This window comes from Sphingomonas sp. P2_B6, from assembly GCF_056404755.1.
This window is the reverse complement of the sequence record NZ_JBFUDK010000011.1, coordinates 80,187-103,849: the sequence shown is the minus strand read 5'-3', so window position 1 is coordinate 103,849 and position 23,663 is coordinate 80,187. Positions and strand designations below refer to the sequence as shown.

19 protein-coding genes are annotated in these 23,663 nt (G+C 67.3%); 5 read left to right on the top strand and 14 right to left on the bottom strand.

Features of this window, described 5'->3' with window-relative positions:
• Positions 1-117: 117 nt before the first annotated feature.
• From AC1DX5_RS16135 to AC1DX5_RS16085, 11 genes are all read right to left on the bottom strand, one after another.
• The gene (locus tag AC1DX5_RS16135) at positions 118-1,275 is read right to left on the bottom strand and encodes a DUF3089 domain-containing protein (protein ID WP_465176461.1); all 1,158 of its coding nucleotides are present in this window, start codon (positions 1,273-1,275) and stop codon (positions 118-120) included.
• Between the two features lie 10 nt (positions 1,276-1,285).
• Positions 1,286-2,146 (bottom strand): formyltetrahydrofolate deformylase, encoded by an 861-nt coding sequence (purU, locus tag AC1DX5_RS16130; protein WP_465173004.1) that lies wholly within the window; start codon positions 2,144-2,146, stop codon positions 1,286-1,288.
• 25 nt (positions 2,147-2,171) lie between these two features.
• The gene (locus tag AC1DX5_RS16125; RefSeq protein ID WP_465173005.1) at positions 2,172-3,473 is read right to left on the bottom strand and encodes a spinster family MFS transporter; all 1,302 of its coding nucleotides are present in this window, start codon (positions 3,471-3,473) and stop codon (positions 2,172-2,174) included.
• A gap of 219 nt (positions 3,474-3,692) precedes the next feature.
• Positions 3,693-4,145 carry a sarcosine oxidase subunit gamma gene (locus AC1DX5_RS16120; protein WP_478016369.1) on the bottom strand — a complete coding sequence of 151 codons (453 nt, stop codon included), beginning with the start codon at positions 4,143-4,145 and terminating at the stop codon, positions 3,693-3,695.
• Entirely contained in the window at positions 4,138-6,870 is a 2,733-nt protein-coding gene (locus tag AC1DX5_RS16115; protein WP_478016368.1) for a 2Fe-2S iron-sulfur cluster-binding protein, read from the bottom strand. Before AC1DX5_RS16115 ends, AC1DX5_RS16120 begins: the two co-directional genes overlap by 8 nt.
• Entirely contained in the window at positions 6,867-7,130 is a 264-nt protein-coding gene (locus AC1DX5_RS16110) for a sarcosine oxidase subunit delta (RefSeq protein WP_465173008.1), read from the bottom strand. The genes AC1DX5_RS16115 and AC1DX5_RS16110 overlap by 4 nt, the downstream gene beginning before the upstream one ends.
• Complete coding sequence (locus AC1DX5_RS16105; RefSeq protein WP_465173009.1) at positions 7,130-8,386, bottom strand: sarcosine oxidase subunit beta family protein; 1,257 nt, start codon at positions 8,384-8,386, stop codon at positions 7,130-7,132. Before AC1DX5_RS16105 ends, AC1DX5_RS16110 begins: the two co-directional genes overlap by 1 nt.
• Positions 8,383-9,531 (bottom strand): NAD(P)/FAD-dependent oxidoreductase, encoded by a 1,149-nt coding sequence (locus AC1DX5_RS16100; RefSeq protein WP_465173010.1) that lies wholly within the window; start codon positions 9,529-9,531, stop codon positions 8,383-8,385. The genes AC1DX5_RS16105 and AC1DX5_RS16100 overlap by 4 nt, the downstream gene beginning before the upstream one ends.
• A complete protein-coding gene (locus AC1DX5_RS16095) occupies positions 9,524-10,942 on the bottom strand; it encodes an FAD/NAD(P)-dependent oxidoreductase (protein ID WP_478016367.1) in 1,419 nt (472 codons plus the stop codon). The genes AC1DX5_RS16100 and AC1DX5_RS16095 overlap by 8 nt, the downstream gene beginning before the upstream one ends.
• On the bottom strand, positions 10,939-12,198 hold the full coding sequence (locus tag AC1DX5_RS16090) for a cystathionine gamma-synthase family protein (RefSeq protein ID WP_478016366.1): 1,260 nt from the start codon (positions 12,196-12,198) through the stop codon (positions 10,939-10,941). The genes AC1DX5_RS16095 and AC1DX5_RS16090 overlap by 4 nt, the downstream gene beginning before the upstream one ends.
• Positions 12,195-13,400 (bottom strand): aromatic ring-hydroxylating oxygenase subunit alpha, encoded by a 1,206-nt coding sequence (locus AC1DX5_RS16085; protein WP_478016365.1) that lies wholly within the window; start codon positions 13,398-13,400, stop codon positions 12,195-12,197. Before AC1DX5_RS16085 ends, AC1DX5_RS16090 begins: the two co-directional genes overlap by 4 nt.
• 162 nt (positions 13,401-13,562) lie before the next feature.
• Between AC1DX5_RS16085 and AC1DX5_RS16080 the strand changes: the two genes are divergently transcribed.
• Positions 13,563-14,525, top strand: coding sequence for a LysR family transcriptional regulator (locus AC1DX5_RS16080; RefSeq protein WP_465181668.1), 963 nt, complete (start codon positions 13,563-13,565; stop codon positions 14,523-14,525).
• 76 nt (positions 14,526-14,601) lie between these two features.
• Positions 14,602-16,956: a transketolase family protein gene (locus AC1DX5_RS16075; RefSeq protein WP_478016364.1), complete on the top strand. Its 2,355-nt coding sequence runs from the start codon at positions 14,602-14,604 to the stop codon at positions 16,954-16,956.
• Positions 16,957-17,211: 255 nt separating this feature from the next.
• Here the strand turns inward: AC1DX5_RS16075 and AC1DX5_RS16070 are convergent, their stop codons facing one another.
• Genes AC1DX5_RS16070 through AC1DX5_RS16060 form a run of 3 tightly spaced genes read right to left on the bottom strand, consistent with a single transcriptional unit; the run spans position 17,212 to position 19,972 of the window.
• Positions 17,212-18,033 carry an IclR family transcriptional regulator gene (locus tag AC1DX5_RS16070; RefSeq protein WP_478016363.1) on the bottom strand — a complete coding sequence of 274 codons (822 nt, stop codon included), beginning with the start codon at positions 18,031-18,033 and terminating at the stop codon, positions 17,212-17,214.
• A gap of 27 nt (positions 18,034-18,060) precedes the next feature.
• On the bottom strand, positions 18,061-19,059 hold the full coding sequence (locus tag AC1DX5_RS16065; RefSeq protein ID WP_478016362.1) for a cupin domain-containing protein: 999 nt from the start codon (positions 19,057-19,059) through the stop codon (positions 18,061-18,063).
• 22 nt (positions 19,060-19,081) lie between these two features.
• The gene (locus AC1DX5_RS16060; protein WP_478016361.1) at positions 19,082-19,972 is read right to left on the bottom strand and encodes a VOC family protein; all 891 of its coding nucleotides are present in this window, start codon (positions 19,970-19,972) and stop codon (positions 19,082-19,084) included.
• A gap of 189 nt (positions 19,973-20,161) precedes the next feature.
• On the opposite strand from AC1DX5_RS16060, the gene AC1DX5_RS16055 reads away from it, so the two are divergent.
• The 3 genes from AC1DX5_RS16055 to AC1DX5_RS16045 all read left to right on the top strand — a co-directional run bounded on the left by AC1DX5_RS16055 (position 20,162) and on the right by AC1DX5_RS16045 (position 23,659).
• Positions 20,162-21,055, top strand: coding sequence for a LysR family transcriptional regulator (locus AC1DX5_RS16055; protein ID WP_465173018.1), 894 nt, complete (start codon positions 20,162-20,164; stop codon positions 21,053-21,055).
• A 179-nt stretch (positions 21,056-21,234) separates the two neighbouring features.
• A complete protein-coding gene (locus AC1DX5_RS16050; RefSeq protein ID WP_478016360.1) occupies positions 21,235-22,791 on the top strand; it encodes a bifunctional 3-(3-hydroxy-phenyl)propionate/3-hydroxycinnamic acid hydroxylase in 1,557 nt (518 codons plus the stop codon).
• A 31-nt stretch (positions 22,792-22,822) separates the two neighbouring features.
• Positions 22,823-23,659 (top strand): fumarylacetoacetate hydrolase family protein, encoded by an 837-nt coding sequence (locus tag AC1DX5_RS16045; protein WP_478016359.1) that lies wholly within the window; start codon positions 22,823-22,825, stop codon positions 23,657-23,659.
• Positions 23,660-23,663 lie beyond the last annotated feature (4 nt).

Below are 23,663 nucleotides of genomic sequence, written 5' to 3'. Positions count from 1 at the left end.
GAAATAATATAGTTACAAATCAATGCCTTAATCGGACGTTCCAACAGGATTTTTGTTGGAGAGTGTGACATTAATCGTGCACCGGATCGCGGCGACTCAGTCCGAAACCGTGCCGCTTCAGCGATGGCGCCGATGCCATGCGGCGCTCTGGTTGCCGATCAGGCGGGCGAGATCGCCCTCGACGATCGCCATATCGACGACATGGAAGCCCCACTCGGGATAGTCGGTATCTCCGATCGCCACCGGGCCGATGACGGCGTCGGTCAGGTCGGTCGCAGCGCCGGGTTCGACATGGACCGACAGATAGGAAAAGCCGTTCCGGACGGTGCATTCGGCCGAGAGCAGGCCGGGGGTACGCACGAAGCGGGTCGGCACCGGCTTGCCCAGCGCGGACCAGATGGCGGGCTGTTCGAACTGCGCGACGCCGCCGCGCCACCAGGGAAAGCCGAGGATCGGATCGAGCGGCGCCTTGCCGCCCTCGAGCTTCGCCGGATTGGTGCATCCGGCCTCCAGTCCCGCGGCGGCGGTGCCGATCAGCGGCGCGCGGCCGAACAGGCCGTTCGCCGGCGGCGGGTTGGTGTCGCGGTAGCTCGCCCAGGTGACGACGCATCCGGTCTGCGTGGCCGAGCGGCAGAGCGGCACGGTTTTCAGATCGCCGCCGACCTGCTTGGCGTGTGGCACCATCACCGAGACGCCGGGCAGGATCGCGGAGAGCAGGCGTTGCTGGATCGGCTTGCCGTCGATCTCCTCGACCAGCAGGCGCTTGAGCATCGCCGAGCCCTGGCTGTGGCCGACGAGCACAAAGGGCCGCCCGTCATTGTCGTGCGCCAGATAGTCGCGCCACGCCGCGAGCACATCGGCATAGGGCAGGGCGAACTCGTCGTCCGATGGCCTGACGCCCGTGCGCATCGCCGCGCGCAGCGCCGGAAGAGTCACCTGGCGGTAGATCGGCGCGAAGAGGCGGCACATGGCACGCAGCGGGCCAGCCTGAGAGGCGACCAAACCCTGTTCCTGGCGATCCGGAGTCATGTCGCTGTGCGGCAGCTCGTCCATCGAGGTGGTCGGATAGACGTAGAAACAATCCGCTTTGGGCGCGCCTGCCCGTGGTGACGGATCGGCCTTCATCATGCCCTCCGGGCCGATGACGGTCGTGGCCATGTCGCCGGTGCAGACATCCGTCCGGCCCGGCCGGCACAGCCAGGTGTCGGGTTGGCGATAGTCGTTCGGGGCCGGTGCCTGGGCGGCCGCTGCAGCGAGAAGGAGAAACAGGCTCATGATGTCTCCTTCAATCCCGGAAGACCACGGTACGCGCGCCATTGGCGAGCACGCGCCCGCTAAGATGCAGGCCGACCGCGCGCGAAAGGACGCGCCGCTCGATGTCGCGGCCCTTGCGCACCAGGTCCTCGGCGGTGTCGGCATGGCTGATGCGTTCGACGTCCTGTTCGATGATCGGCCCCTCGTCGAGATCGCCGGTGACATAATGCGCGGTCGCGCCAATCACCTTCACGCCGCGGGCATGGGCCTGGTGATAGGGCTTGGCGCCCTTGAAGCCGGGCAGGAAGCTGTGATGGATGTTGATGCAGCGATCGGCGAACTTCGCCGACAGATCGTCCGACAGGATCTGCATGTAGCGGGCGAGCACTACCAGATCGGTACCCGTAGCCTGATGGATCTCCCAGATCCGCGCTTCCTGCTCGTGCTTCGTCGCCGCAGTGACCGGGAGATAGTGGAAGGGAATCCCGTTTAGATCGAGCGTGGCGAAGGCTTCGGCCGGATGATTGGAGATGATGCCGACCACGTCCATGTCGAGCTCGCCGATGCGCCGCCGATAGAGCAGGTCGACCAGACAATGATCGAATTTCGACACCAGGATCAGCACTTTCTGCCGTTCCGCCGCCGGGCGCAAGGTCAGGGTCATGCCGTACCGGTCCGCCAGATTGTCGAAACCGCGCTGAACGACCGCGAGGTCGGTACCAGCCGGAAGGGCGAAGGCCGTGCGCATGAAGAAACCGCCCAGCTCGGCATCGTTATACTGGCTGGAATCGGTGATGTTGCCGCCGCACGCGAAGATATGCGCCGAGACGGCGGCGACGATTCCCGGCCGGTCCGGGCAGGATAAGGCAAGGACGAAATGCTGCGCTGACATCAGGGCTCCGTGGGAAAAAAAGAGATCAGGCGGCAGCGGCGGCCATCTGAATCCGCTGGCCGTCCGCAGCATAGGTACGGACGCTGGTCCAGTAATGATAGGCTGCCCAGAAACCGGTCAGCGACAGCGCCATCAGGGCATAGCGTAGCGATTCGGCGTTGCTGTGCAGCGGACCGGAGAGTGTGTCGCTGATCCAGCCGACCGCCAGCGGCGCGACGATCAGATTGGCCACGTTCGCGGTCAGCAGGCTGATCGCCATGCCCTGCGCGCGCATCGAGCAGGGCAGGAAATTGAGCAGCAGTGCCATGGTCGGCCCGACATAGAGATAGATGGCCGGCACCACGATCCACAGCATCAGGGTCGCGACCCAGAGCGAATGAGTCCAGTAGATCACGAAGGACGGGATGGTCGAACACAGCGTGATGCCGGCGAGGAACCACGCGATGCGCCGGGGCTCGCGCATCTGCGGCATGGCGCAGATCGCGCTGGTCGCAAGGGTCGCGGCGATCCCGGCCCAGAGATAGATGGTGCCGAGCCGGGCGCCAGCCTCGGCGGTGGTCAGGCCGTAGCTGCGCTCCAGAAAGGTCTGGGTCCAGTACATCAGGCCCCAGCCCCACAGGCAGATCACCGTACCCGCCGCGTTGATGTGCCACGCCGAGCGCTGCGACCAGAGGAAGCGCAAAGTCTCGCCGAGCGGCGTCTTTTGCTCGGTGATCGGATCGACGCATTCGAACCGGCCGCGCACGGGCTCGCGCACGGTGAGGAAGATGATGAGGCCGAAGATCACGCCAGGCGCGCCGAGCGCAATGAACGCGGCGCGCCAGCTATGGAAATGCTCGACGATCTGGCCGGCGACGGTCGATCCGAGCCAGGCGCCGAGCGGTAGGCCGAGCGCATAGACGGTCAGCGCAAAGGCGCGGCGATCGCGCGGGAAATAATCGGCGATGATCGAGGTCGATGGCGGGGTGCCGCCGGCCTCGCCGATGCCGACGCCGATACGCACCAGCAGGAATTGCCAGAAATTGTGGGTGAGACCGAGCAACGCGGTCATCAGCGACCACAGCCCCATCGCGACCGCGACGATGTTGCGCCGGTTCGATCGATCGGCGAGCTGCGAGATCGGGATGCCGATAGAAATGTAGAACAAAGCGAGCGACACGCCGGTCAGCCAGCCGACGCCGGTATCGGTGAGGTTGAATTCGACCCTGATCGGCTCGAGCACGGTCGAGACGACGTAACGGTCGGCAATGTTCAGGGCATAGACGAGGCCGAGGACCAGCACGACGTACCAGCGGACGGATTCGAGACGCGGCGTGGTCGGTGTCATCGCGTATTCCCCCTGGTCCGCGGTCGATGCTCATTGGCGCCAGGTTTGTGGCGTCGCAACGCCTCCGTAGCGCCATTCCTCTCTTCCTTCCCCGGCGAAGGCCGGGGCCCAGTAGGGAAGGCTGTAGTGACGACGCGCAGCGCCAGTTCCGCGATGTCCCCCGACTGGGCCCCGGCCTTCGCCGGGGAAGGAAAAAGGATAAGGCGCATCGTCGCCGCCTTACCGTCCATGGTTCGATCCCGGGCCGATAGCGCCTGCCCATAGATCGGTCAGGGCGGATGCGTAGCTGCTTGCCATATAGACTTCACACGCCGTGTCGCCGGTCACGGCGATCCAGACAGGTATGTGATGGATAACGGTCGCTGCGACCCGGCCGATGCCGAAGTCCCGGTCCTCGGCGTCGAAACAGCCGCTGATCATCAACAAGGTGCGCCACTCGGGTCCGGCAAGCGTCGCACGGACGAGGCCGCCACCGATCGGCGTCAGGGTGCCGGTGTCGGCGATGCGGGCGGCGATATCGGTGACGCGGTCGCCCGCGCCGATCAGCCACCAGCGGCGCGGCTCGACCTGCAGCACCCGGATCGCGGTATCGGCGGGCGGGCCGTCCGCGCCCCAGAGATCGAGCACGATCACATCGCCTGCGGGCGCGGTGGTGACGGAGGCGTCAATCACGATAGCGCGCTCCCTCGCCGTCGTAGAAGACCGGGTCCGTCACGGTGACGCGGGCATGCTGGTTGCGGGTCGGCGAGGTGGCGAGCAGGACGTCGCCCTTGCGCGCATGGCCGTCGGTCAGCAAGCCGAGTGCGATCGCGCCGTCGCCGAGGACTCGCCCTGCCGCGGAGGTGACATGGCCCTGCACCGGGGCACCCGTTGCCGCGACCAGCATCGACCCTTCGGGGATCGCGCCGTCCCGCGCTTCGAGGCCGACCAGTTGCAGGCGACCTTCCGACGACAGCGCCGGTCGCGTGAGGCCCGCGGCGCCGATAAAGCCGCCGCTCTTGCGCAGCATCCGGCCCAGCCCGAGGTCGTGCGGCGTCGTGCGGCCATCGGCCTCGGCGCCGATCACGATATGGCCCTTTTCGATGCGCAGGAATTCCAGCGCCTCCAGGCCATAGGGACAACCGCCGCGCGCCCGCGTCTCGGTCTCCAGCGCGTCCCATACCGGTGCCGCCTCGCTGCCGGCGGCATAGATTTCGAAGGCGCGTTCGCCGCTATAGCTTGCCGCGAGGATCAGCACCGGGACACCGGCGATCATTGCCTTGGCGACGCCCATATGTGCCGGTGGATCGATGCCGGCCAGCGTCGCGAGGATATCGCGCGCAAGCGGCCCGGCCAGTGCGATGCCGGCGAAATGCTCCTGTTGCGCCACCACCGATACGCGCAGATGCGGGGCCAGCACGCGGTGCGCATAGCTCAGATGCGCCTCCATCCGGTCGGCGCCGCCGGTCGAGCTGGTGAGCAGATAGCGGTCCTCGTCGAGCCGCCAGAAGGTGCCGTCGTCCATCACCATGCCGTCTTCGCGCAGCATGACGGTGTAGCGCCCGCGCCCGACCGCGAGCTTCACGCCGGTGGCGCAGACGATCTCGAGCAGGGCCGCCGCATCCGGCCCCGACACCGCGAACTTGGCGAGGGTGGAGACGTCGACGATGCCGGCGGTGGTGCGCACCGCGCGTGCCTCGCGCATGGCGGCCTGGTGCAGCGTCTCGCCCGCAAGGGGATAGGCGCGCGGGCGGTGCCAATAGCCGAGCGGCTGCCAGAGCGGATCGAGCCGCTGGTGCCGGTCGAACAGGGCAAGGCGTCGGCTCGGCGCGGCATGGCCGCCGCCATCGGCACCGGCGAGCGTGCCGAGGGTGAGCGGGGTGAAGGGTGGGCGGAACGTCGTCAGCCCTGCCTGCGGAATCTCGACTCCGGCCGCGCCGGCCAGGCGCGCGAGCGCGGCCATGTTGCTGGTCTTGCCCTGGTCGGTCGCCATGCCCAGGGTCGTGTAGCGCTTGAGATGCTCGACCGAGCGATAGCCCTCCTGCCAGGCCAGATCGACATCGGCGGCGGTCACGTCGTTCTGGAAATCGATGAAGCTGTGCTTGGGATCGGGCAGCTCCACTGCCGCAGGCGCGATCGGGGCGACCGCGCCTGCGGCGGCGCCCACGCTGGTGACGGCCTGTCGCGACGCGCCTGGCACGAATGCCTGAATGTCGGCGCGCCAGTCGAGTGTGCCGCCGGCCTGGCTATGCAGATGGACGACTGGCGTGAAGCCACCCGACATGGCGAGCAGATCCGCGGCGAATGTCACCTGCTCGGTCCAGATGTCCGCGCGCACGGCTACGACACCTCGAGCTCCGCCCTTGGCGATCAAGGGCCAGGCATTGGTATGGACCGGAAAGCGCGCCTTCGCTTCGCTTGCCACGGGACTGAACCCGCTGCGGGCGTCGAGGATCGCGACCACCTCGCCGCCTGCGGCCATGATCGCGTCGGCAGTGGCATAGGCATCGTCATTATTGGTCGCGATCACCACGCGGCGGCCGGGCAGTACGCCGAAGCGGGTGATGCAGGTTCGTACCGCCTGTGACAGCATCACGCCGGGTCGGTCATTGCCAGCGAAGGTAAGCGGCCGTTCGAAGGCGCCGGTGGCGAGCACGATCCGTCCGGCGCGGACATGCCAGAGGCGCTGGACCGGCATGCCGTCCGCGGGCGCCTGGCCGGGCTCGACCAGCCGTTCGGCGAGCGTCGCGAAGCAATGATCCCATAGCCCCGATGCGGTGGTGCGGGTGAGGACGCGGACGCCGGGCGGTGCCTCGCCGCCAAGGATTCGGTCCTGCTCGACCAGCATGACGCGTGCGCCGGTCCGTGCCGCCTCGCGCGCGGCGGCGATCCCGGCGGGGCCGCCGCCGATTACCAGTACGTCGCAAAAGGCGGCGCGATGCTCGTGCCGATCCGGATCGGCGTGGGTCGGTGCCTTGCCCAGCCCGGCGGCGCGGCGGATCAGCTTTTCGTAAAGCATCCAGCGCGAGGGCGGGCCGAAAAAGGTCTTGTAGTAGAAGCCGGCGGCAAGGAAGGGCGCGGCCAGGCCGTTGACCGCCCCCAGGTCGAAGCGAAGGCTCGGCCAGCGATTCTGGCTTTGCGCAACCAGCCCGTCATAAACGAACAGATCGGTAGCGCGGGTGTTGGGCTCGGTGCGGCCGCCTTCGCCGACCGTCACCAACGCGTTCGGCTCCTCGACCCCGGCGGCCATGATCCCGCGCGGGCGATGATATTTGAAGCTCCGTGCCACCAGTCCCACGCCGTTGGCGAGCAGGGCGGCCGCCAGCGTGTCGCCCGGCCGGGCGCGCATCGCGACACCATCGAAGGTGAAGTGCAGCGTGGCTTCGGCGCCGCCCGGGATGCGCGAGGGGCCGCTCACCGGTGCACCGCCGGATCATAGTTCGCGGCCGAGACGATCTCATGCGTCTGGCGGTGACGCCGCAACACGAGCCATTGCCGACAACCCATGCCATGCCGCCACAGTTCGTCATCGAGCCCGCGCGGATTGGCGCGGGCATAAAGCCGGGCGACGGCCTCATCGGCCGGCATGTCGAGCGTCACGATCGAATCGAGCGTGCGTTCATAGCTGAACTCGATCTGCGCGCGGGGGCCGCAATGGGGGCAGTGGACCAGCATCATCAGCGAAGCTGCGGCATGAAGCCGACCCCCGCTTCGTCGATCGTCGCACCACGTGCGAACCGGTCGAAAGAAAAGGGCGCCGCGAGCGGATGCGCCGTGCCGGTGGCGAGCAGATGGGCGTAGCACCAGCCCGATCCGGGCGTCGCTTTGAACCCGCCATAGCACCAGCCGCCGTTGAGATAGAGGCCGTCGACCGGCAGGGTCGAGATGATCGGCGATCCATCGAAGCTCATATCGGTCGTGCCCGACCAGCAGCGCACCATGCGCAGCCGCGACAGGGCCGGGACCAGGGCGATCGCTTCCGCCGCCGCCTTCTCGATCCGGGCAGGCAGGCCGCGCTGGGCATAGCTGGGGAATTGATCGGGATCGCCGCCGAGCACGATGCCGCCCTTGTCCGACTGGCTGATATAGCAGTGTAGCGACTGCGACATGATCACCGTGTCGATCATCGGCTTGACCGGCTCGGTGACGAAGGCCTGGAGCGTCTGGGCTTCGATCGGCAGCTTGATGCCGGCCAGCGCCGCGACCGGCCCGCTATTGCCCGCCACGCAGATGCCGACACGCCCGGCGCCGATCGCGCCGCGGCTGGTCTCGACACCGGTGATGCGCCCGCCAGCCAGGGTGAAGCCAGTCACTTCGCAATTCTGGATCACGTCCACGCCCAGCGCGTCGGCAGCGCGGGCATAGCCCCAGGCGACCGCGTCATGCCGGGCGGTGCCGCCGCGCCGCTGGATCATACCGCCATGGACCGGGAAGCGCGCGCCGGACGACATGTCGAGCAGCGGGACGAGTTTGCGCACCTGGTCGCGCGTCAGCAGGTCGGCGTCGATCCCGGCGCAGCGCAGCGCGTCGCCGCGTTCGGCGAGGCGAGTCATGTCCGAATCCGAATGGCCGAGGAACAGCGCGCCGCGCGGGCTGAACATGACATTGTAGTTGAGTTCGTCGCTCATTCCCTCCCACAGGTTCAGCGCGAAATCGAAGAGATTGTGGAGCGCGGGCTGGCGATAGTTCGACCGGACGATCGTGGTGTTGCGCCCGGTATTGCCGCCGCCGATCCAGCCCTTTTCCAGCACGGCGACCGATTTCACGCCGTGCTTTCTGGCGAGATAATAGGCGGTGGAGAGCCCGTGCCCGCCGCCGCCGATGACGATCACGTCATAGCTCTTCTTCGGCTCCGGATCGCGCCAGGCACGGGGCCAGTGGCGCTGGCCGGTAAAGCCGGCCCGCAGCAGCGCGAGCGCCGAATAGCGCGTCATGCCGCCCAGCCGCGCTGCTCGCGCCAGTCGGGCTCGAGCGTCGCGAAGCGGGCGAGGCCGAGCTTGGCGATGTCCGCGAAGGAGCAGGCGCCGTCGATCACCAGGTCGCGGATCGCGTGGCCGCTCGCCGGCGACAGGCCGAAGCCGACCCCGGACATGGTCGCGACGGTGACGTTGCCGGGATCGGTTAGCCGGTCGATGATCGGGCGGCCATCGGGGGTATTTTCGATCACGCCCGCCCAGGAGCGGATGACGTTCAGCCCCGCCGCCCGGGGAAACATCTCGGCCACGCGGCGGGCGAGGTTGCGGACCAGCGGCGAGGTCGGCCGCGCTGCCGGCCCGTTCGGCTCCATGGCGATCCATTCGTGCGGGCCGCCGCCAAAGGCGAGATTGCCGCGCAGCGTCTGGCGTCCGTACAGGCCGTTGCCGTCGACGCCGCCGATCGCCATCAGCGGTGCGGGCTCGGTCACGATCATTTCCGCCCGGGCCGAGGCGAGCGGGAAATTCACGCCGAGCGGCGCCAGCAGCATGCCCGATTGCGGCCCTGCCGCCACCACGAGCGCATCGCAGCCGATCCAGCCGCGCGGCGTCTTTACCGCGGTGACCTTGCCGCCCGTGGTGCCGATCGACAAAGCCGGGCAATGCTGCAGGATCTGGCCGCCAAGGTCCTGCAGCGCCCAGGCATAAGCCTGCACCGTCCGCTGCGGATTGGCATGGCCGCCGAAACGCAGATGGATACCGCCGAGACAGGTCTCGTCGGTCAGCGGCACCATTTCCTGCGCCTGGCGCGCATCGAGATCGTCGACCGGATAGCCCATCGCGGTGCACATCCGCCCGACGGCGCGGTAATGATCGAGCAGCTCGGGGTCGCGCTGGATGATGATCCGCTCGCGGCGATATTCGGTCGGATAGCCGAGCAGTTCGTCCATCATCGGCCACATACGCTGCTCTTCGGCGAAGAGCGGGCTCTGATAATGCGAAGCCCCGCCGCCGTTGCGGCCCGAGGCCTCCCAGCCGACAATGCCCTTGTCGAGCACGACCACGTCGAGGCCGGAGCGCGCCAGCCACCAGGCGGCGCTCAGCCCCGTAACGCCGGCGCCGATGACCACGACCGAGGCGCCCTTCGGTGCTGCCGGTTCAGACATGCATGTTGCCGCCAAGGCCCGCTACATGATCGGCCTCTTCGGGTGTGCCGATCACGGCATAGGGCGTCCACTGCGTCGGGATGCCGAACCACACGTCCCAGCCCTTCGCCATCTCGGCGCTTTCCTGCCAGTCGGCGAGGATGCCGAGCGGCACCGGACGAACCGGCGAACGGAAACTGGCGACGGGTACCGATGCCAGCGGGACGCCTTGTTCCTGCGCCAGCAGGCACGCGACCTGATCGCGGCAGCGGCGGCCCTGGCATTGGCCCATGCCGGCGCGGGTGAGGCGCTTGATCTGGTCGGGATGGGCCGGGCCGTCGTTGAGCAGCGACGAGAGCGAGCGTGCCGCCATGCGCTCGGGCCGGTCGAGATACTGGGGCGGCTGGACGCCGATCAGGTCGGCGCGGGTCACGTCCTCGCACTGGCAGACGATCGTGTCGGATGGGGCATGGCGGCCGAGCGCGCGGCTCCAGGCATCGATCCGCTCGGGCGCAGGGGGGCAGGTCGTGGCGCAGTCGCCGACCAGCGTGATCCGGTCGCTGGCCTGAGTTCCGGCGGCGTCGAGCAATTCGGTGGCGGGCCGGGTGCCGATCGCGAGGCAGATCGTGTCGCAGGCGATCTCGAAGGGCACACCGCCATCCATGGGGGCGATCCGCGCGGCCTCGACGCCGTCGATCCCGCCTGCCGCCGAAACCAGCGTGTGGCCGAGATGGATCGGGACGCCCGATGCCGACAGGCGCTCCGCGAGGTTGGGAGGGCCCTGCACGCTGGCCGCGATCTCGACGATGCCGGCGACGTCGATCCCGTTCGACTGAGCGAGCAGCGCCGTCTCCAGCCCGAGCCTGTCCGATCCGACTACCAGCACCCGGCGGCTGGCCAGCGCGTCATAGCGGGTCAGCAGCGCTGCAAAGCCCTGCGCGCCCATCACGCCGGGCTGATTCCAGCCCGCAAAACCAAGCACCAGATCGCGCGCGCCGGTGGCGAGGATGAGCCGGTCGAAACCGATCATCGATGCGGCTTCGCCATCGGCAATGCCCAGCATCGGCTCGGGCATCGCCCGCATTGCCGGGCCGTTGACATAGAGTCCCCAGGCAGCGGTGCCGAGGCGGACATCGACGCCTGCCTCGAACGCTGCTTCGAGCGCTGGATTGCTGGTGAAGACCTGTTCCAGCATGCGGCCGGGCTGCTGCACCGCGGCGGTCATGCGACCGCCATAGAAGAGCGGCACGTCAGTGCCCATCAGGCCGCCCGGGACCGGATTCTCGTCGACCAGCAGCACGGATGCGCCGTCGGTCGCTGCGGCGATGGCGGCGGCGGTGCCCGAGGATCCGGCGCCGACGACCACGACGTCGAACCGGGCGTCGGGGGCGGGCAGCTTGCCGTCGATCGCGTGGACGTCGCGGCCCGTCACACGGCCTCCAGCGCCTGGGCGAGGTCGGTCAGCAGATCGTCGACATGCTCGATGCCGACCGACAGGCGCAGCGTGGCATCGGTGATGCCGCCGGCGGCGCGCTCTTCGGGCGACAGGGCATAGTGCGTCGTCGTGGCCGGATGCGTGATCAGCGTTTCCGAGCCGCCGAGGCTGACCGCGAAGCGCAACAGCCTCAGCCGATCGAGGAAGCGGAATGCCTCGGCCTCGCCGCCGGTGACCGCGAAGGAGAAGGTGGACCCTGCTGCGCGGCACTGGCGGTCATAGACGGCCCGTGCGGGCGAGCCCTCTGCAAGAAAGCCGAGATAGGTGATGCCGGCGATCTTGGCGTGGTCGCGCAGGAATTCGGCGACGAGGCGGGCATTGTTCATGGCGCGTTCGACGCGCAGGTGCACCGTCTCCATTGATCGCAGCATCAGCCAGCTGGTATAGGGATCGAGATGGCTGCCGAGCGTGGTGCGCAGCAGCCGCAATGGCGCGATCAGCGTCGCCTTGCCCGACACGCCGCCCGCCAGCAGATCGCTATGCCCGCCGCAATATTTGGTGAGCGAGGTCATGCACAGATCGGCGCCGAGCTCGATCGGGCGCTGCATCAGCGGGCCGAGCAATGTGTTGTCGACCATCACGATCGGTCGCGTTCCGGTGCGCGCGCCGACCGCATCGGCGACGGCGACGACCATCGCGATATCGACGATCGCGGCGGTGGGATTGGCCGGGCTCTCGACCACGATCAGCTTGAGCGGACCCTGGGCAAGCGCGTCCTCGACCGCTGCCTCGACGCTCGCCCGGTCGCAGCCATCGGTGAATTCGGCATGGCCGACGCCGAAGCCGGGCATCAGCCCAGTGTAGAGACCGTTGGTCCCGCCATAGATCGGCCGGCTGAACAGGACGCTGTCGCCGGGCCGCAAATGGGCGAGGGCGATCGCGCTGTGAGTCGCCATGCCGCTGTTGAAGACCGCGGCGGCCTCGGCGCCATCGAGTGCTGCGAGGCGCGTCTCGACCATGTCGAGATTGGGGTGGCCGAGCCGCGAATAGATATGCCCGCCACGGCCTACTTCGGGCCCGGTGCCGTCGAAATAGGCCTCGTGAATGTCCTTTGCCTGGCGCGCCGAGGCATAGGCGAAAGTCGAGGTCATGTAGATCGGCGGCTTGGCGGCGTTGGCCGCGCCGGCCGGATCATAGCCGGCGCGGACCGCCAGCGTCTCCGGGCGCCAGACGAGATCGTCGCCCGCGCTCATGCCGCCGCGCGCTCCAGATAATCGGCCGCCTTGGCGCAATACCAGTCGACGAAGCGCAGGGTCAGCGATTCCGCGTCGGGGCTGTAGGGGCCGGGCGTGTAACCAGGCGAGTTGACGCCGAGCTGGTTGTTCTCGGCGAATTCCTTGTCCTGTAGATTGGTGCGCGTCCACAGGTCGGTCAGCGTCTCGATATCGTAATCGACGCCTTCGACGGCATCTTCATGCACCAGCCACCGGGAGACGACATGAGTCTCGGTCGGCGAAACCGGGATCGCGGTGAAGGCGAAGGTATATTCGCTGGTCGAATGGCAGAAATTATTGGGCTCGATCGCCCAGCGCAACGATCCGGTATCGCCGCCGCCCGCCTCGCACATCAGCTTCTTGACATTGAACTGGCCGTTGGTGGTCATCGCGACGGTGCCGGGGTTGAGCGGGAAGCGCACCGCCTGCCACCAATCCTCGCCGACCGGCCCCTTCGGCAGGCCGATCTCGGCCATGCGACGGCCGAAGGCGAGCGCGGGCTCGTCCTCCAGGTCGAAATAGGCCGAGGCGTTGACCGGGAAGGTCAGCGACAGTTCCGGATGGCCGGTCGCGCAATGATAGCATTCGCGGCCATTCTCCATCACCAGCTTCCAGTTCGCATATTCGACCAGGGTCGATTGATAGGCGAGCTTGGCGTGCTGCAGATTGTGCGGCGCGAGCAACGGCGTCAGGTCGCGGCGCATGGTGTCGATATCGGGCGGGGTTTCGGCAAGGCAGATGAAGATCGCGCCGGCGACCCGTTCGAGATGGACCTGCTTCAGGCCATGGTCGCTCTTCTGGAAATCCTCGGGCATGCGGCCCGCCGCGAGCAGGCGGCCGTCGAGACCATAGGTCCAGCGATGATAGGGACAGGTGAGGCGCGCGGTATTGCCCTGTCCGGGCTTGCACAGGATCGAGCCGCGATGGCGGCAGCTGTTGTGGAAGGCGCGCAGCTCGCCGTCGCGGCCGTGAAGGATGATGACCGGCCAGCGCCCGACCATGAAGGACAGATAGTCGCCGGGTTTCCTGATCTCGGCCTCGAAACCGGCGAACAGCCATGACTTGCCGAAGATCGCGGCGAGATCGAATTCGAAGGCGGCCGCGTCGGTATAGAAAGCCTGTGGTAGCGAATGGCCCGCCGGGCGCGCGCGCAGCAGCGCCGAAATATCCCCCAGGTCCAAAGCGAATTCTCCAACTTACCCCATGGGGTGAGTGGCATGACGCCGGGGCCAAGCAGAAATCGCATTTGCGCATGGCCGCATGCCAAAAGCTGCAAGCATCGGACCTGCGCGCCTGACGCCGTTGCATCAGCCCAAAAAACGCGCTTGGTATCGAAAAAGGGCATAGCCGTAGCGACCAGGGAGATAGCCATAGCACGCACATCAACGGTCAATCGGCGCTGGCTGCCCCTGAACGCTCTTCGGGCGTTCGATGCGGTTGGTCAGCGGCTGAGTTTCACGGCGGGCGCGCAGGCGCTGAACGTCTCGCAAAGTGCCGTGAGCCGCCATGTCATCAGCCTGGAGGAATTGCTCGGGCACAAGCTGTTCGATCGCTCCGGCCAGACATTGGTGCTGACCGCCGCGGGCAAGGCGCTGCTGCCTGAAGTCAGCAAGTCGTTCGACCGGCTCGAGCAGACGATGAATGCGATCTGCGCCAATCCTAATGCGAGCCGGCCGATCCGCATCCATATCCCGCCATCCCTGCTGCATCAGGTGGTGATGCCGATGATCCAGGCATTCCATGCCGAGCATCCGGACATCCGCATCGATATCTCCAGTTCGGGCGTCACCGGCCTGCCGAGCAATGAAACCGACATGGCGATCGTGTTCGACCGGCCCAATATCGACGACCGGGTGACCGATCTGTTGTGGATGGTGCGCGTCGCACCGGTCTGCTCACCGCAAACCGCCGCCGCCCATGCGGGCAAGCCGCTGGCGCAATTCCTCGCCGACAACGACCTGCTGCACGTGAAGCTCGACGGCGAGCCGCGCGGGCTGCTCTGGAGCATCTTTGCGCGCCAGTGCCGGATCGATCTCGACGTCGATCGCGGGCTGGCCTTCGACACGGCGCTGCTGGCGGTGGGCTATGCGATGAACGCCGGGGTCGCGCTGACCGATATCGACATGTTCGCGCCCGAGATCGCCGCCGGACGGCTGGTCGTGCCGCATGATTGCGTGATCGACGACGGGTTCGGCTATTATCTGAAGCTGCGCCCGGAGGATCTGGCCGATCCGACGATCAGCCTGGTGCGAAGCTGGCTGATCGCCCGGTTCGCGGCGCGGCAATTGGATCAGGCTGCAGCGTGATGCCCTGGGGTTTTCGCCCCATGACAAGATTGGCATCGCGCGGAGCGGGGGATTGGCTATTCGGGGAATCATGGACATGACCACGATTCCCCCCGAACGCCGGGCCGATCCGGCCACCATCGCCATCCTCGAGACGATCGAGACGCGGCTGCGCTGGCTCTCGTCCTGGACGATCCACAATGCCAATCACCTGCGCGATAGCCGCGACGGGCTGAAGGTCGGCGGGCACCAGGCAAGCTGCGCCTCGATCACCGCGATCATGACCGCGCTCTATTTTGGCGCACTCCGGCCGCAGGACAAGGTCGCGGTGAAGCCGCATGCCGGCCCGGTGCTCCACGCGATTCATTATCTGCTCGGCCAGCAGAGCCTCGACGCGCTGCAGCGCTATCGCGGCCTGGGCGGTGCGCAGAGCTATCCCAGCCGGACAAAGGACAGCATCCCGGTCGATTTCTCGACCGGATCGGTCGGCCTCGGCGTCGCGATCACCGCCTTTGCCAGCCTGATCCAGGATTATCTCGTCGCGCATGGCGAGATGGCGGAGGCCGATACCGGCCGGATGATCGCGCTGATGGGCGATGCCGAACTCGACGAAGGCAATATCTACGAATGCCTGATCGAGGCGTACAAGCACGATATCCGCAATTGCTGGTGGATCGTCGATTACAACCGCCAGTCGCTCGACAGCACCACGGCGGACCGCATGTTCCGCCGCTTCGACGACATTTTCGAAACCTGTGGCTGGCGGGTCGAAACGCTGAAGCACGGCAAGAAACAGCGCGAGGTGTTCGCGCGGTCGGGCGGCCAGGCGATCGCCGACTGGATCGATGCCTGCCCCAATGCCGAATTCGCCGCGCTCACCTATCAGGGCGGTCCGGCCTGGCGGGAGCGCCTGCTCGCCGATGTAGGCGCGGATGGCGACGCACGGGCGCTGATCGAGGCGCATGACGATGCGGCGCTGGCAGCGCTGATGACCAATCTCGGCGGGCATTGCATCGAAACTCTGCTCGATGCCTTTGCGCGGTGCGACGACGATCGGCCGACCCTGTTCATCGCTTACACCGTGAAGGGCTATGGCCTGCCGTTCGCGGGTCACAAGGACAATCACGCCGGGCTGATGAACCCGACCCAGATCGAGGGGCTGCGCGGCGATCTCGGCATCGCGCCGGGCGAGGAATGGGCGCCCTATGGCGGCCTCGGTGACAACGCGGCGGCCACGGTCCGCTCCTTCATCGAGGCTAGCGCGCTGGCACGACCGCGTGAGATTTTTGCCGCGGCACCCGTTCCAGTCCCCGCCGCATTGCCAGTGCCGGACGGAGCCGAGCTGTCGACTCAGGCGGCGTTCGGCCGGATCCTGCTCGATCTCGCCAAGTCGGGCCATCCACTGGCCGACCGCATCGTCACCACCTCGCCCGACGTCACTGTGTCGACCAATCTCGGTGCGTTCGTGAATCAGCGCGGGCTGTTCCGCCGCCAGGAACTGAAGGACGTTTTCTCCGCCGCGCGCATTCCCTCGGCGCAGAAATGGGTGGGGCATGGGGCTGGCCAGCATATCGAGCTGGGGATTGCCGAGAACAACCTGTTCCTCATGCTCGCGGCGCTCGGCCTGGCGGCGCCGCTGTTCGGCACGCGGCTGATCCCGATCGGCACAGTCTATGATCCATTCATCGCCCGCGGGCTCGATGCGCTCAACTATGCCTGTTATCAGGATGCGCGTTTCCTGCTCGTCGCGACCCCGTCGGGGCTGACGCTCGGGCCGGAAGGCGGCGCGCACCAGTCGATCAATTCGCCGCTGATCGGCATCGGCCAGCCGGGCCTCACCTATTTCGAGCCGGCGTTCGTCGATGAGCTCGCGCTGATCATGGGCTGGTCGTTCGAGCATCTCCAGGCAGCGGATGGAGGCTCGGTCTATCTGCGCCTGACGACACGGGCGATCGAGCAGATCGAGCGCGCCGACAATGGCTGGCAGGAAGGTGCGCTGAAGGGCGGTTACTGGCTGAAGCGCCCCGGCGGCGACCGCGATGCCGCGATCGTCTTCACCGGGGCCGTCGCACCCGAGGTTCTTAAGGCCTATCAGGAACTGGCGGACGACCTTCCGGGGCTCGGGCTCCTGATGGCAACCTCGCCCGATTTGCTCCACCGGGGCTGGTCGGCGCAGCGCGCGAGCCGCTGGACGGGAAAGAGGCGAGGGGCCTCGCACGTCGAGACACTGCTCGACGAGCTTGCGCCCGGAGCCGGGCTGGTGACGATCATCGACGGATCGCCGTCGACCCTGTCATGGCTCGGCAGCGTCCGGGGGATGCGGGTGAGCCCGCTCGGAACCGACAGCTTCGGCCAGACGGGCGACCTGCCGGATCTGTACCGCCGCTACAGGCTCGATACCGACGCGACTATCGACGCCGTCGCCGATCTTTTTCTCGATCGGGCAAACTGACCGCGGTTCATTGATGCCACCCCAGGAGGCGTGATCGAGCGCGACCTGCATTGCGGCCCGCAATTCGTGCGGTTGCTGGACCTGGAGGTGGATTGAAGCGACCTGGGGAGGTGCGGGCACGACGGCTCTCGGCTCGATCACAGGATGCGGATCGGTCTGTTCGGGCTTGGTGCACTGAGAGCGCACCGCCCCGGTTATCGAGACCGCGGGTGGACGCTGGCGCGCGTGCGGCTCCGAACCGAGATGCGATCAATCCTAACGCGCATTGCCCAACTCACGGCTGATCGTCTGGGCAGTCTTTCTCACAACGATCGACAAATCGCTCATGCGCTGTTCGTTCATATAATGCGTCACGCTCGACACGCTGACCGCCGCGACGATCGCGCCGGACGCGCTTCGTACAGGGGCAGCGACGCCGCGAACATCGTCGTCATTCTCGGCCAGGCCATAGGCATAGCCGGCCCCGGCAAAGGTCTTCATTCGCTCAAGCCACAGCTCCGGGTCGACTGCCGGCCTGCCCGCCGCGAGGTCGGCGGCGAGGCGGGATTTCCAGCTGGCTTCCGGGTCGTCAAGCATCAGCGCCTTGCCGGCGCTGGTCGTGGTCAGCGGCTGGGCGTCGCCTGGCCGGTTGGCGATGGTGATGCGGCGGGTGCCCGAGACCACGTCGATATAGACGACATGTTCATTCTGCAGCACGCCCAGGCGGACGGTGTCCTCGGTCGCCATGGAGAGCGTTTCGAGATGCGGGCGGGCGATCTGGACGAGATCGGTCTGGGACTGGGCGACGAAGCCGAGTTCGAGGAGCTTGGGACCCAGACGATAGCCAAGGCGCGGCGTCGCGGCGAGATAACCGCGCTCGACCAGCCCATGTGCCAGGCGGTGGGCCGTGCTCCTGCTCAGCCCGAGCTTGTCGGCCAGCTCGCCATAGCTCGCCATGCCGTTGGCGACGGCCTCGATCAGATCGAGGCCGCGCATCATCGTCTGGCTTCCCTTGCGCGGGTCCGCCGACGCGTCGGGCGCGTCGGCGTCGGCGCCACTGCGCTTTCGGGACAGATTTGCCGGGTCCTTGTCGCTCATCCGCCTATCCTGCGCGACCTCGTGCCGTCAGGCCAGAGCGACATCGATGCCCGATTGCGCCCGCAGGCGCGGCGCATCGTCCCGGTCCGCCGCCAGCGGGAAGCTGAATTCGGGGGTCGGGGTGCCGGCTGTATCCCAGAAGGCCCCGCCATTGCCGCCCGAGCTGGACGCGATCCACCGCGCGGCCCCGCTCGTCACCATCGTCGCATAGATCGTGCCCGCGGGAATATTGACGGCGTCGCCGCTCGACAGGACATGCTCGACGCCGTCGAGCGTGACTTCCAGCATGCCGTCGACCAGATAGAGGAACTGGTGCGTTTCGGCGTGGCGGAGCGCTGGAATGGCCGCGCCGCGCCCGCCTTCGATCTGGCGCATGTCGACCATCGCCTTGCTTTCGGACGCGGTCAGCAGGGCAGTCGATAGATGGCCGAACAGGCTGCGCCGCAGGCCGAACCCGGCCTCGAGGAAATAGGACTGGTGCTCGCCGGGCAACTGCTGGTCGGCCGCGCCGATCGGGCTCGCCTCGGCAAAGACCGGGTTCTCGACGCGCATGATGCGGTGCTTGCCCATTGCCGGGCCCATCCGCGAGAAATCGAACGGATGGCCTGCCGGGGGCAGGCCGGTCATGCCCCATACCTCGCCGGCGTCGGCGAAGAACTGCTCCCAGCCGCCCGGCGCGACGACGCCGAAGAACTGGGTGCGCGGTGCCACGCTCTGATAGGAATGCGTGTCGCCCGGACGGACATAGGCGAAATCGCCCGGCGTCAGTACACGGCTCTGGTCGCCGCACCAGACCTGGAGCTTGCCGCGGGTGCAGAACCAGGTGTCATGCTCGCGCTCATGCCAATGCATCGGGATCGGTCCGCGATCGAGCGGCGCGTCGCAGACCACCGCGCCGAAGCCGCCCGCCGTCTCGTCCACGCCCGCCAGGGTCCGGATCATCTGGCCCGCGACGAGATGACAGGCGCCCTCGCCGGCACGCACGACATAGGGGGCGGTTCGGGTCTGGGTGGCCGTGTCGGACATTGGGGTTCCTTCGAAGTCGAGATCAGGAAAAGGGGATGGCGAGCTGCGCGCCCTTGCACGCAGCGCTTTTGGGCGGGGCGATGCCCCATTGGTCGGTCCGCCCCTCGGGCCAGACCCAGTCCTGGGGCCCGCCGACGCGGTAGCTGTCGTCCACCTGAAGCACATCGGCGGTATATTCGATGACGAAGCCGAACGGGTCGACGAAATAGGCAAAGACATTGTTGCCCGGCCCGTGACGCCCCGGCCCCCAACCGATCGGGAAAAGGTGATCGACCATCCTGCCCGACGCGCGCATCACGCTTTCCCAATCGGGTAGCTGGAAGGCGACATGGTTGAGCGTGTTGACCGGGGCTTCCGCGATCACCACCGAATGATGATCGTCATTGGTCCGCACGAACGCCATCATCTTCGACTGGTCAGTGAGCGTGAAGCCAAGCCCCTCGGTGAACAGCCGCGTATCCCGGGCGCCGTCGTCGCTGTTGATGTTGACATGCGCCAGGCGCTCCGGCCGGTCGGGATCGAAGGGCAGGGGGGCGACGCGGCCGTCCTCGCGGACGATGCGGATGGCGCGGCCCTGCGGATCGCGAACGGTAACAGCCTCTCCGCCGCCCGGTTCGTCGAGCGCCTGCACGCCGTGAAGCAGCGCGCAGCCCTGGCCGGCCAGTGCGGCGGCGAGGGCATCGAGGTCGCTGTCCGGCTGGGCGCGGAAGGTCATCGACCGGATCGAGGGCGCGGTGCCGCCGTGCAGGGCTAGCAGTTGGGCATCGCTGCCGGTGCCGCGCAGCCAGCTCGTCGCGTCGGTGCGGCGGACCAGCTCCAGCCCCCATACGGCAGAGTAGAAATCGGTCGCCGCGCCGAGATCGGGCACGACGAAATCGACGCTGCGGATGCCTTCCAGCGGAAACCGGTTCATGTGCGCCTGATCACTCCCGCCACTGCTGACGGCTGAATGCGCGGAAAGGGGATGGAACGGTCCTCTCGCGCCGTTCGCCGCCGGCTCGAGCATCGATCTGGACCGATCTGGCATAGTTGTCCAATACGCGATTGCTAGGCAATCATAGTTTGTATCTATAGATCGACCATCGAACTTCCGGAGCTTGCCATGATCGATCCCCGATTGATGCGCACCTATCTCGCGGTCTGCCGAGAGCGCTCGATCAGCGGCGCGGCGCGGCGGCTCAACATATCCCAGCCCTCCGTCTCCGTGGCGATCGCGCAACTCGAACATGTGCTCGGCACCAGCCTGTTCGGGCGCAGCCGGCTCGGCATCGCGCTGACGCCGGCGGGCACGGCGCTGTACCGGCGCGCCGAGGCGATGGAGGCGCTGCTGCGCGATGCCGTGGAGGAAGTCGCGCTGACCAAGCTGGGCGTGCAGGGCCCCTTGCGGATCGGCGGCACGCCCGGCGCGCTGGTCAGCCTGGTGCCCGATGCGGTCGCGCGGCTGCATCCATCCGAGCGGCTGTCGCTCCACATCCTCGAACGGCCGGATTTCGAACTGACCGAGCTGCTGCGCAAGGGCGAGATCGAAGTCGCGGTCGCGACCACCGGGATCGAGGCACCGCCGCCGGATATCGAGGAACGCAGCATCGCCCGTGATCCCTTCGCGCTGATCGTCGGACGCGCGCATGACGGGCTCGGCCCGACGGTCTCGCTGCGCGACACGGTGGACTGGGGCTGGGTGTTGCCGCAGGCGGCTGGCGCCTTCCACCGCCAGATCGAGGCACTGTTCCTCGCCGCCGAGGTCGCGGTCCCGGCCGATGTGATCCGCTGCGATTCCCTGCTGACCTCCAAGGCGATCGTGCAGCAAAGTGCCCGCGTGACGATGCTGCCGCGCGGCGTGGTCGCGGCCGAACTGTCGATCGGCGTGTTGCGCGCAGTGCCGATCAGCGACGCCGCGATCGTGCGCAATGTCGGCATTCGCATCCTCGCCGATCAGCCACTGTCCGAACTCGGCGCGCGCTTCGTCGAAGCGATCGAGGCAGGCAGCGACCTATAAACTGCAACTATGCATTTACCAAAATCCAATATTTTACTTTTGACGTCGTGAGCGAGCACATGATCCCCAGCCGCCAGCAGCGCGGCCAGAGGGGATTGCACCATGCATCACGGCTCGACGAGCCCCGGAAATGACGGACGCGGTACCGGCTGGCGCATGGCGCCCTGCGGTGGTCGTCGGTGAGCGATACGGTGCATGTCGCGATCATCGGGTGCGGACCGGTCGGTGCACTCGCCGCGAATCTGGTCGCGGCGGCTGGTTTCCGGACGTTGGTCGTCGACCGCGAGGTCGAGCCGCATCCACTGCCCCGCGCGGTCCATCTCGACCACGAGATGATGCGGCTGTTCCAGTCGGCCGGGTTGATCGACACCATTCGTCCGGGCATGAACGAGACGGAGGGGCATCTCCATATCGGCGCGGATCACGGCGTGATCCGCTACATGGGGACCGCCGGCCGCGACAAGCCGTTCGGCTGGGCCAATGACTATTTCTTCTATCAGCCTGAGCTGGAGGATGCGCTCCGCGCCGGCATAGGGCGCTTCGCCAATGCCGAACTGCGCCTGGATGCTGAACTCGTCGGCATGGAACAGGATAAGGGCGGCGTGACGCTCACCCTGCGCTCGGGCGAGACATTGTCGCAGGTGCGGGCCGATTATGTGATCGCCTGTGACGGCGCGCGCAGCACGGTGCGCAAGCTCCTCGATATCGATCTCGACGATCTCGATTTCGAGGAACCCTGGCTGGTGGTCGATGTCGATGTCGATGGGCCGGTGCGTTTCCCCGATCTGTGGGGTGTACCCGAGGCGGCCGATCTGCAGCGCCTGTCAGTGATGATGTGCGATCCCGCGCGCCCGGCGACGTTGGTGCCCGGTCGCGGGTCGATGCGCCGCTGGGAGTTCATGCTCCTCCCCGGCGAGGACGATGAGGAGATGATGCGGCCCGAAAAGGTCGCGGCGCTGCTGGCGCCCTATCTCGACGGCGTGCCGCACCGGATCGTGCGGGCAGCGACCTACCGCTTCCATGGTCTGGTCGCTTCGCGCTGGCAGCAGGGCCGGGTGTTCCTGGCCGGCGATGCCGCGCACCAGACACCGCCCTTTTTCGGCCAGGGCATGTGCCACGGCATGCGCGACGTCGCCAATCTCGCCTGGAAGCTGGCGGCGGTGGACCGCGGCGAAGCGGATGCCGGGCTGCTCGACACCTATCAGCCGGAACGCGACCCGCATGTGCGCGCGGTGATCGCGGCGGCGGTCGAGGCGGGGCGCTATATCTGCGAGCTCGACCCCGACCGTGCCGGTGAGCGCGATGCGACGATGCGCCAGCGCGCGCGTGCCGTATCGAGCGGTACCGCCGCCGATCTCATCCCGCCGATCCGCAAGGGCGTGGTCGCACCGGGCACGCCGGGCGTCGGCGAGCGCTTCATCCAGCCGCGCGTCGCGGATGGTGCGCTGCTCGACAATGTGACCGGCCATGGCTGGCGGTTGTTCGTGCGCGACGCCGATCTGCTCCCGGCCGGACAGCGAGCGCTCAAGGCCTCGCCGGTCCCGGCCAGCGTCATCGATGCGAGCACGCTCGGCGATAGCGACGGAGTCGCGGCCTGGCTCGACCATCGCGGCGTTCGTTCGGTGCTGGTCCGCCCCGATTTCTACGTGTTCGGTACCTCGGCCGGCGATCCGGCCGTGCTGATCGAGAAGCTGCGCCGCGCGCTGGCGTCGCGGGCCGAGCCGATCGCGTCATGACCTCCGCCATCCTCACTTCAGGAGACGATCCTTGGCATTTCTGAGCTTCCTTCGCCCTGACGGCACCGCCGGTTTCGGCCGGGTCGAGGGCGATCGCGTGATCGATCTTGCCGCGGCGCCCGGCGCCCCGGCCGACCTCAAGGCAGCGATCGCGGCGGGATCGCTCGATAGCCTCGTATCGGACGCGTCGCTGGCACTGTCCGACATGACCCTGCTGCCGGTGATCCCCAATCCGGGCAAGATCCTGTGCGTCGGCCATAATTACGAAAGCCATCGCCAGGAGACCGGCCGCGCCAAGGCCGACCATCCGTCGATCTTCACGCGTTTCGCCGATACCCTGGTCGCCGATAGCCAGCCGATCGTCCGGCCGCGCGCCTCGACCGATCTCGATTTCGAGGGTGAGCTGGCGGTGGTGATCGGCCGCGGCGGCCGCGCCATCCGCGAGGAGGACGCTCTGCGCCATGTCGCCGGCTATGCCTGTTTCAACGACGCTTCGGTGCGGGACTGGCAATGGCACACCAGCCAGTTCATCCCGGGCAAGAACTTCCCCTCCACGGGCGCGCTCGGGCCCCGGCTGGTCACGCCCGAAGAAGCTGGCGACCTGACCGAAGTCCGTGTCGTCACCCGGCTCAACGGCCAGGTCGTCCAGGACCAGCCGATCGGCGACATGGTTTTCCCGATCGCGAAGATCATCGCTTACATTTCGGCCTTCACCCCGCTGTCGCCCGGCGACGTGATCGCGACCGGTACGCCCGGTGGGGTCGGCGCCAAGCGCACGCCGCCGCTGTGGATGAAGCCAGGGGACCTCATCACCGTGACGATCGACCCGATCGGCACGCTCACCAACCCGATCGCCGACGAAAACTAAGCGT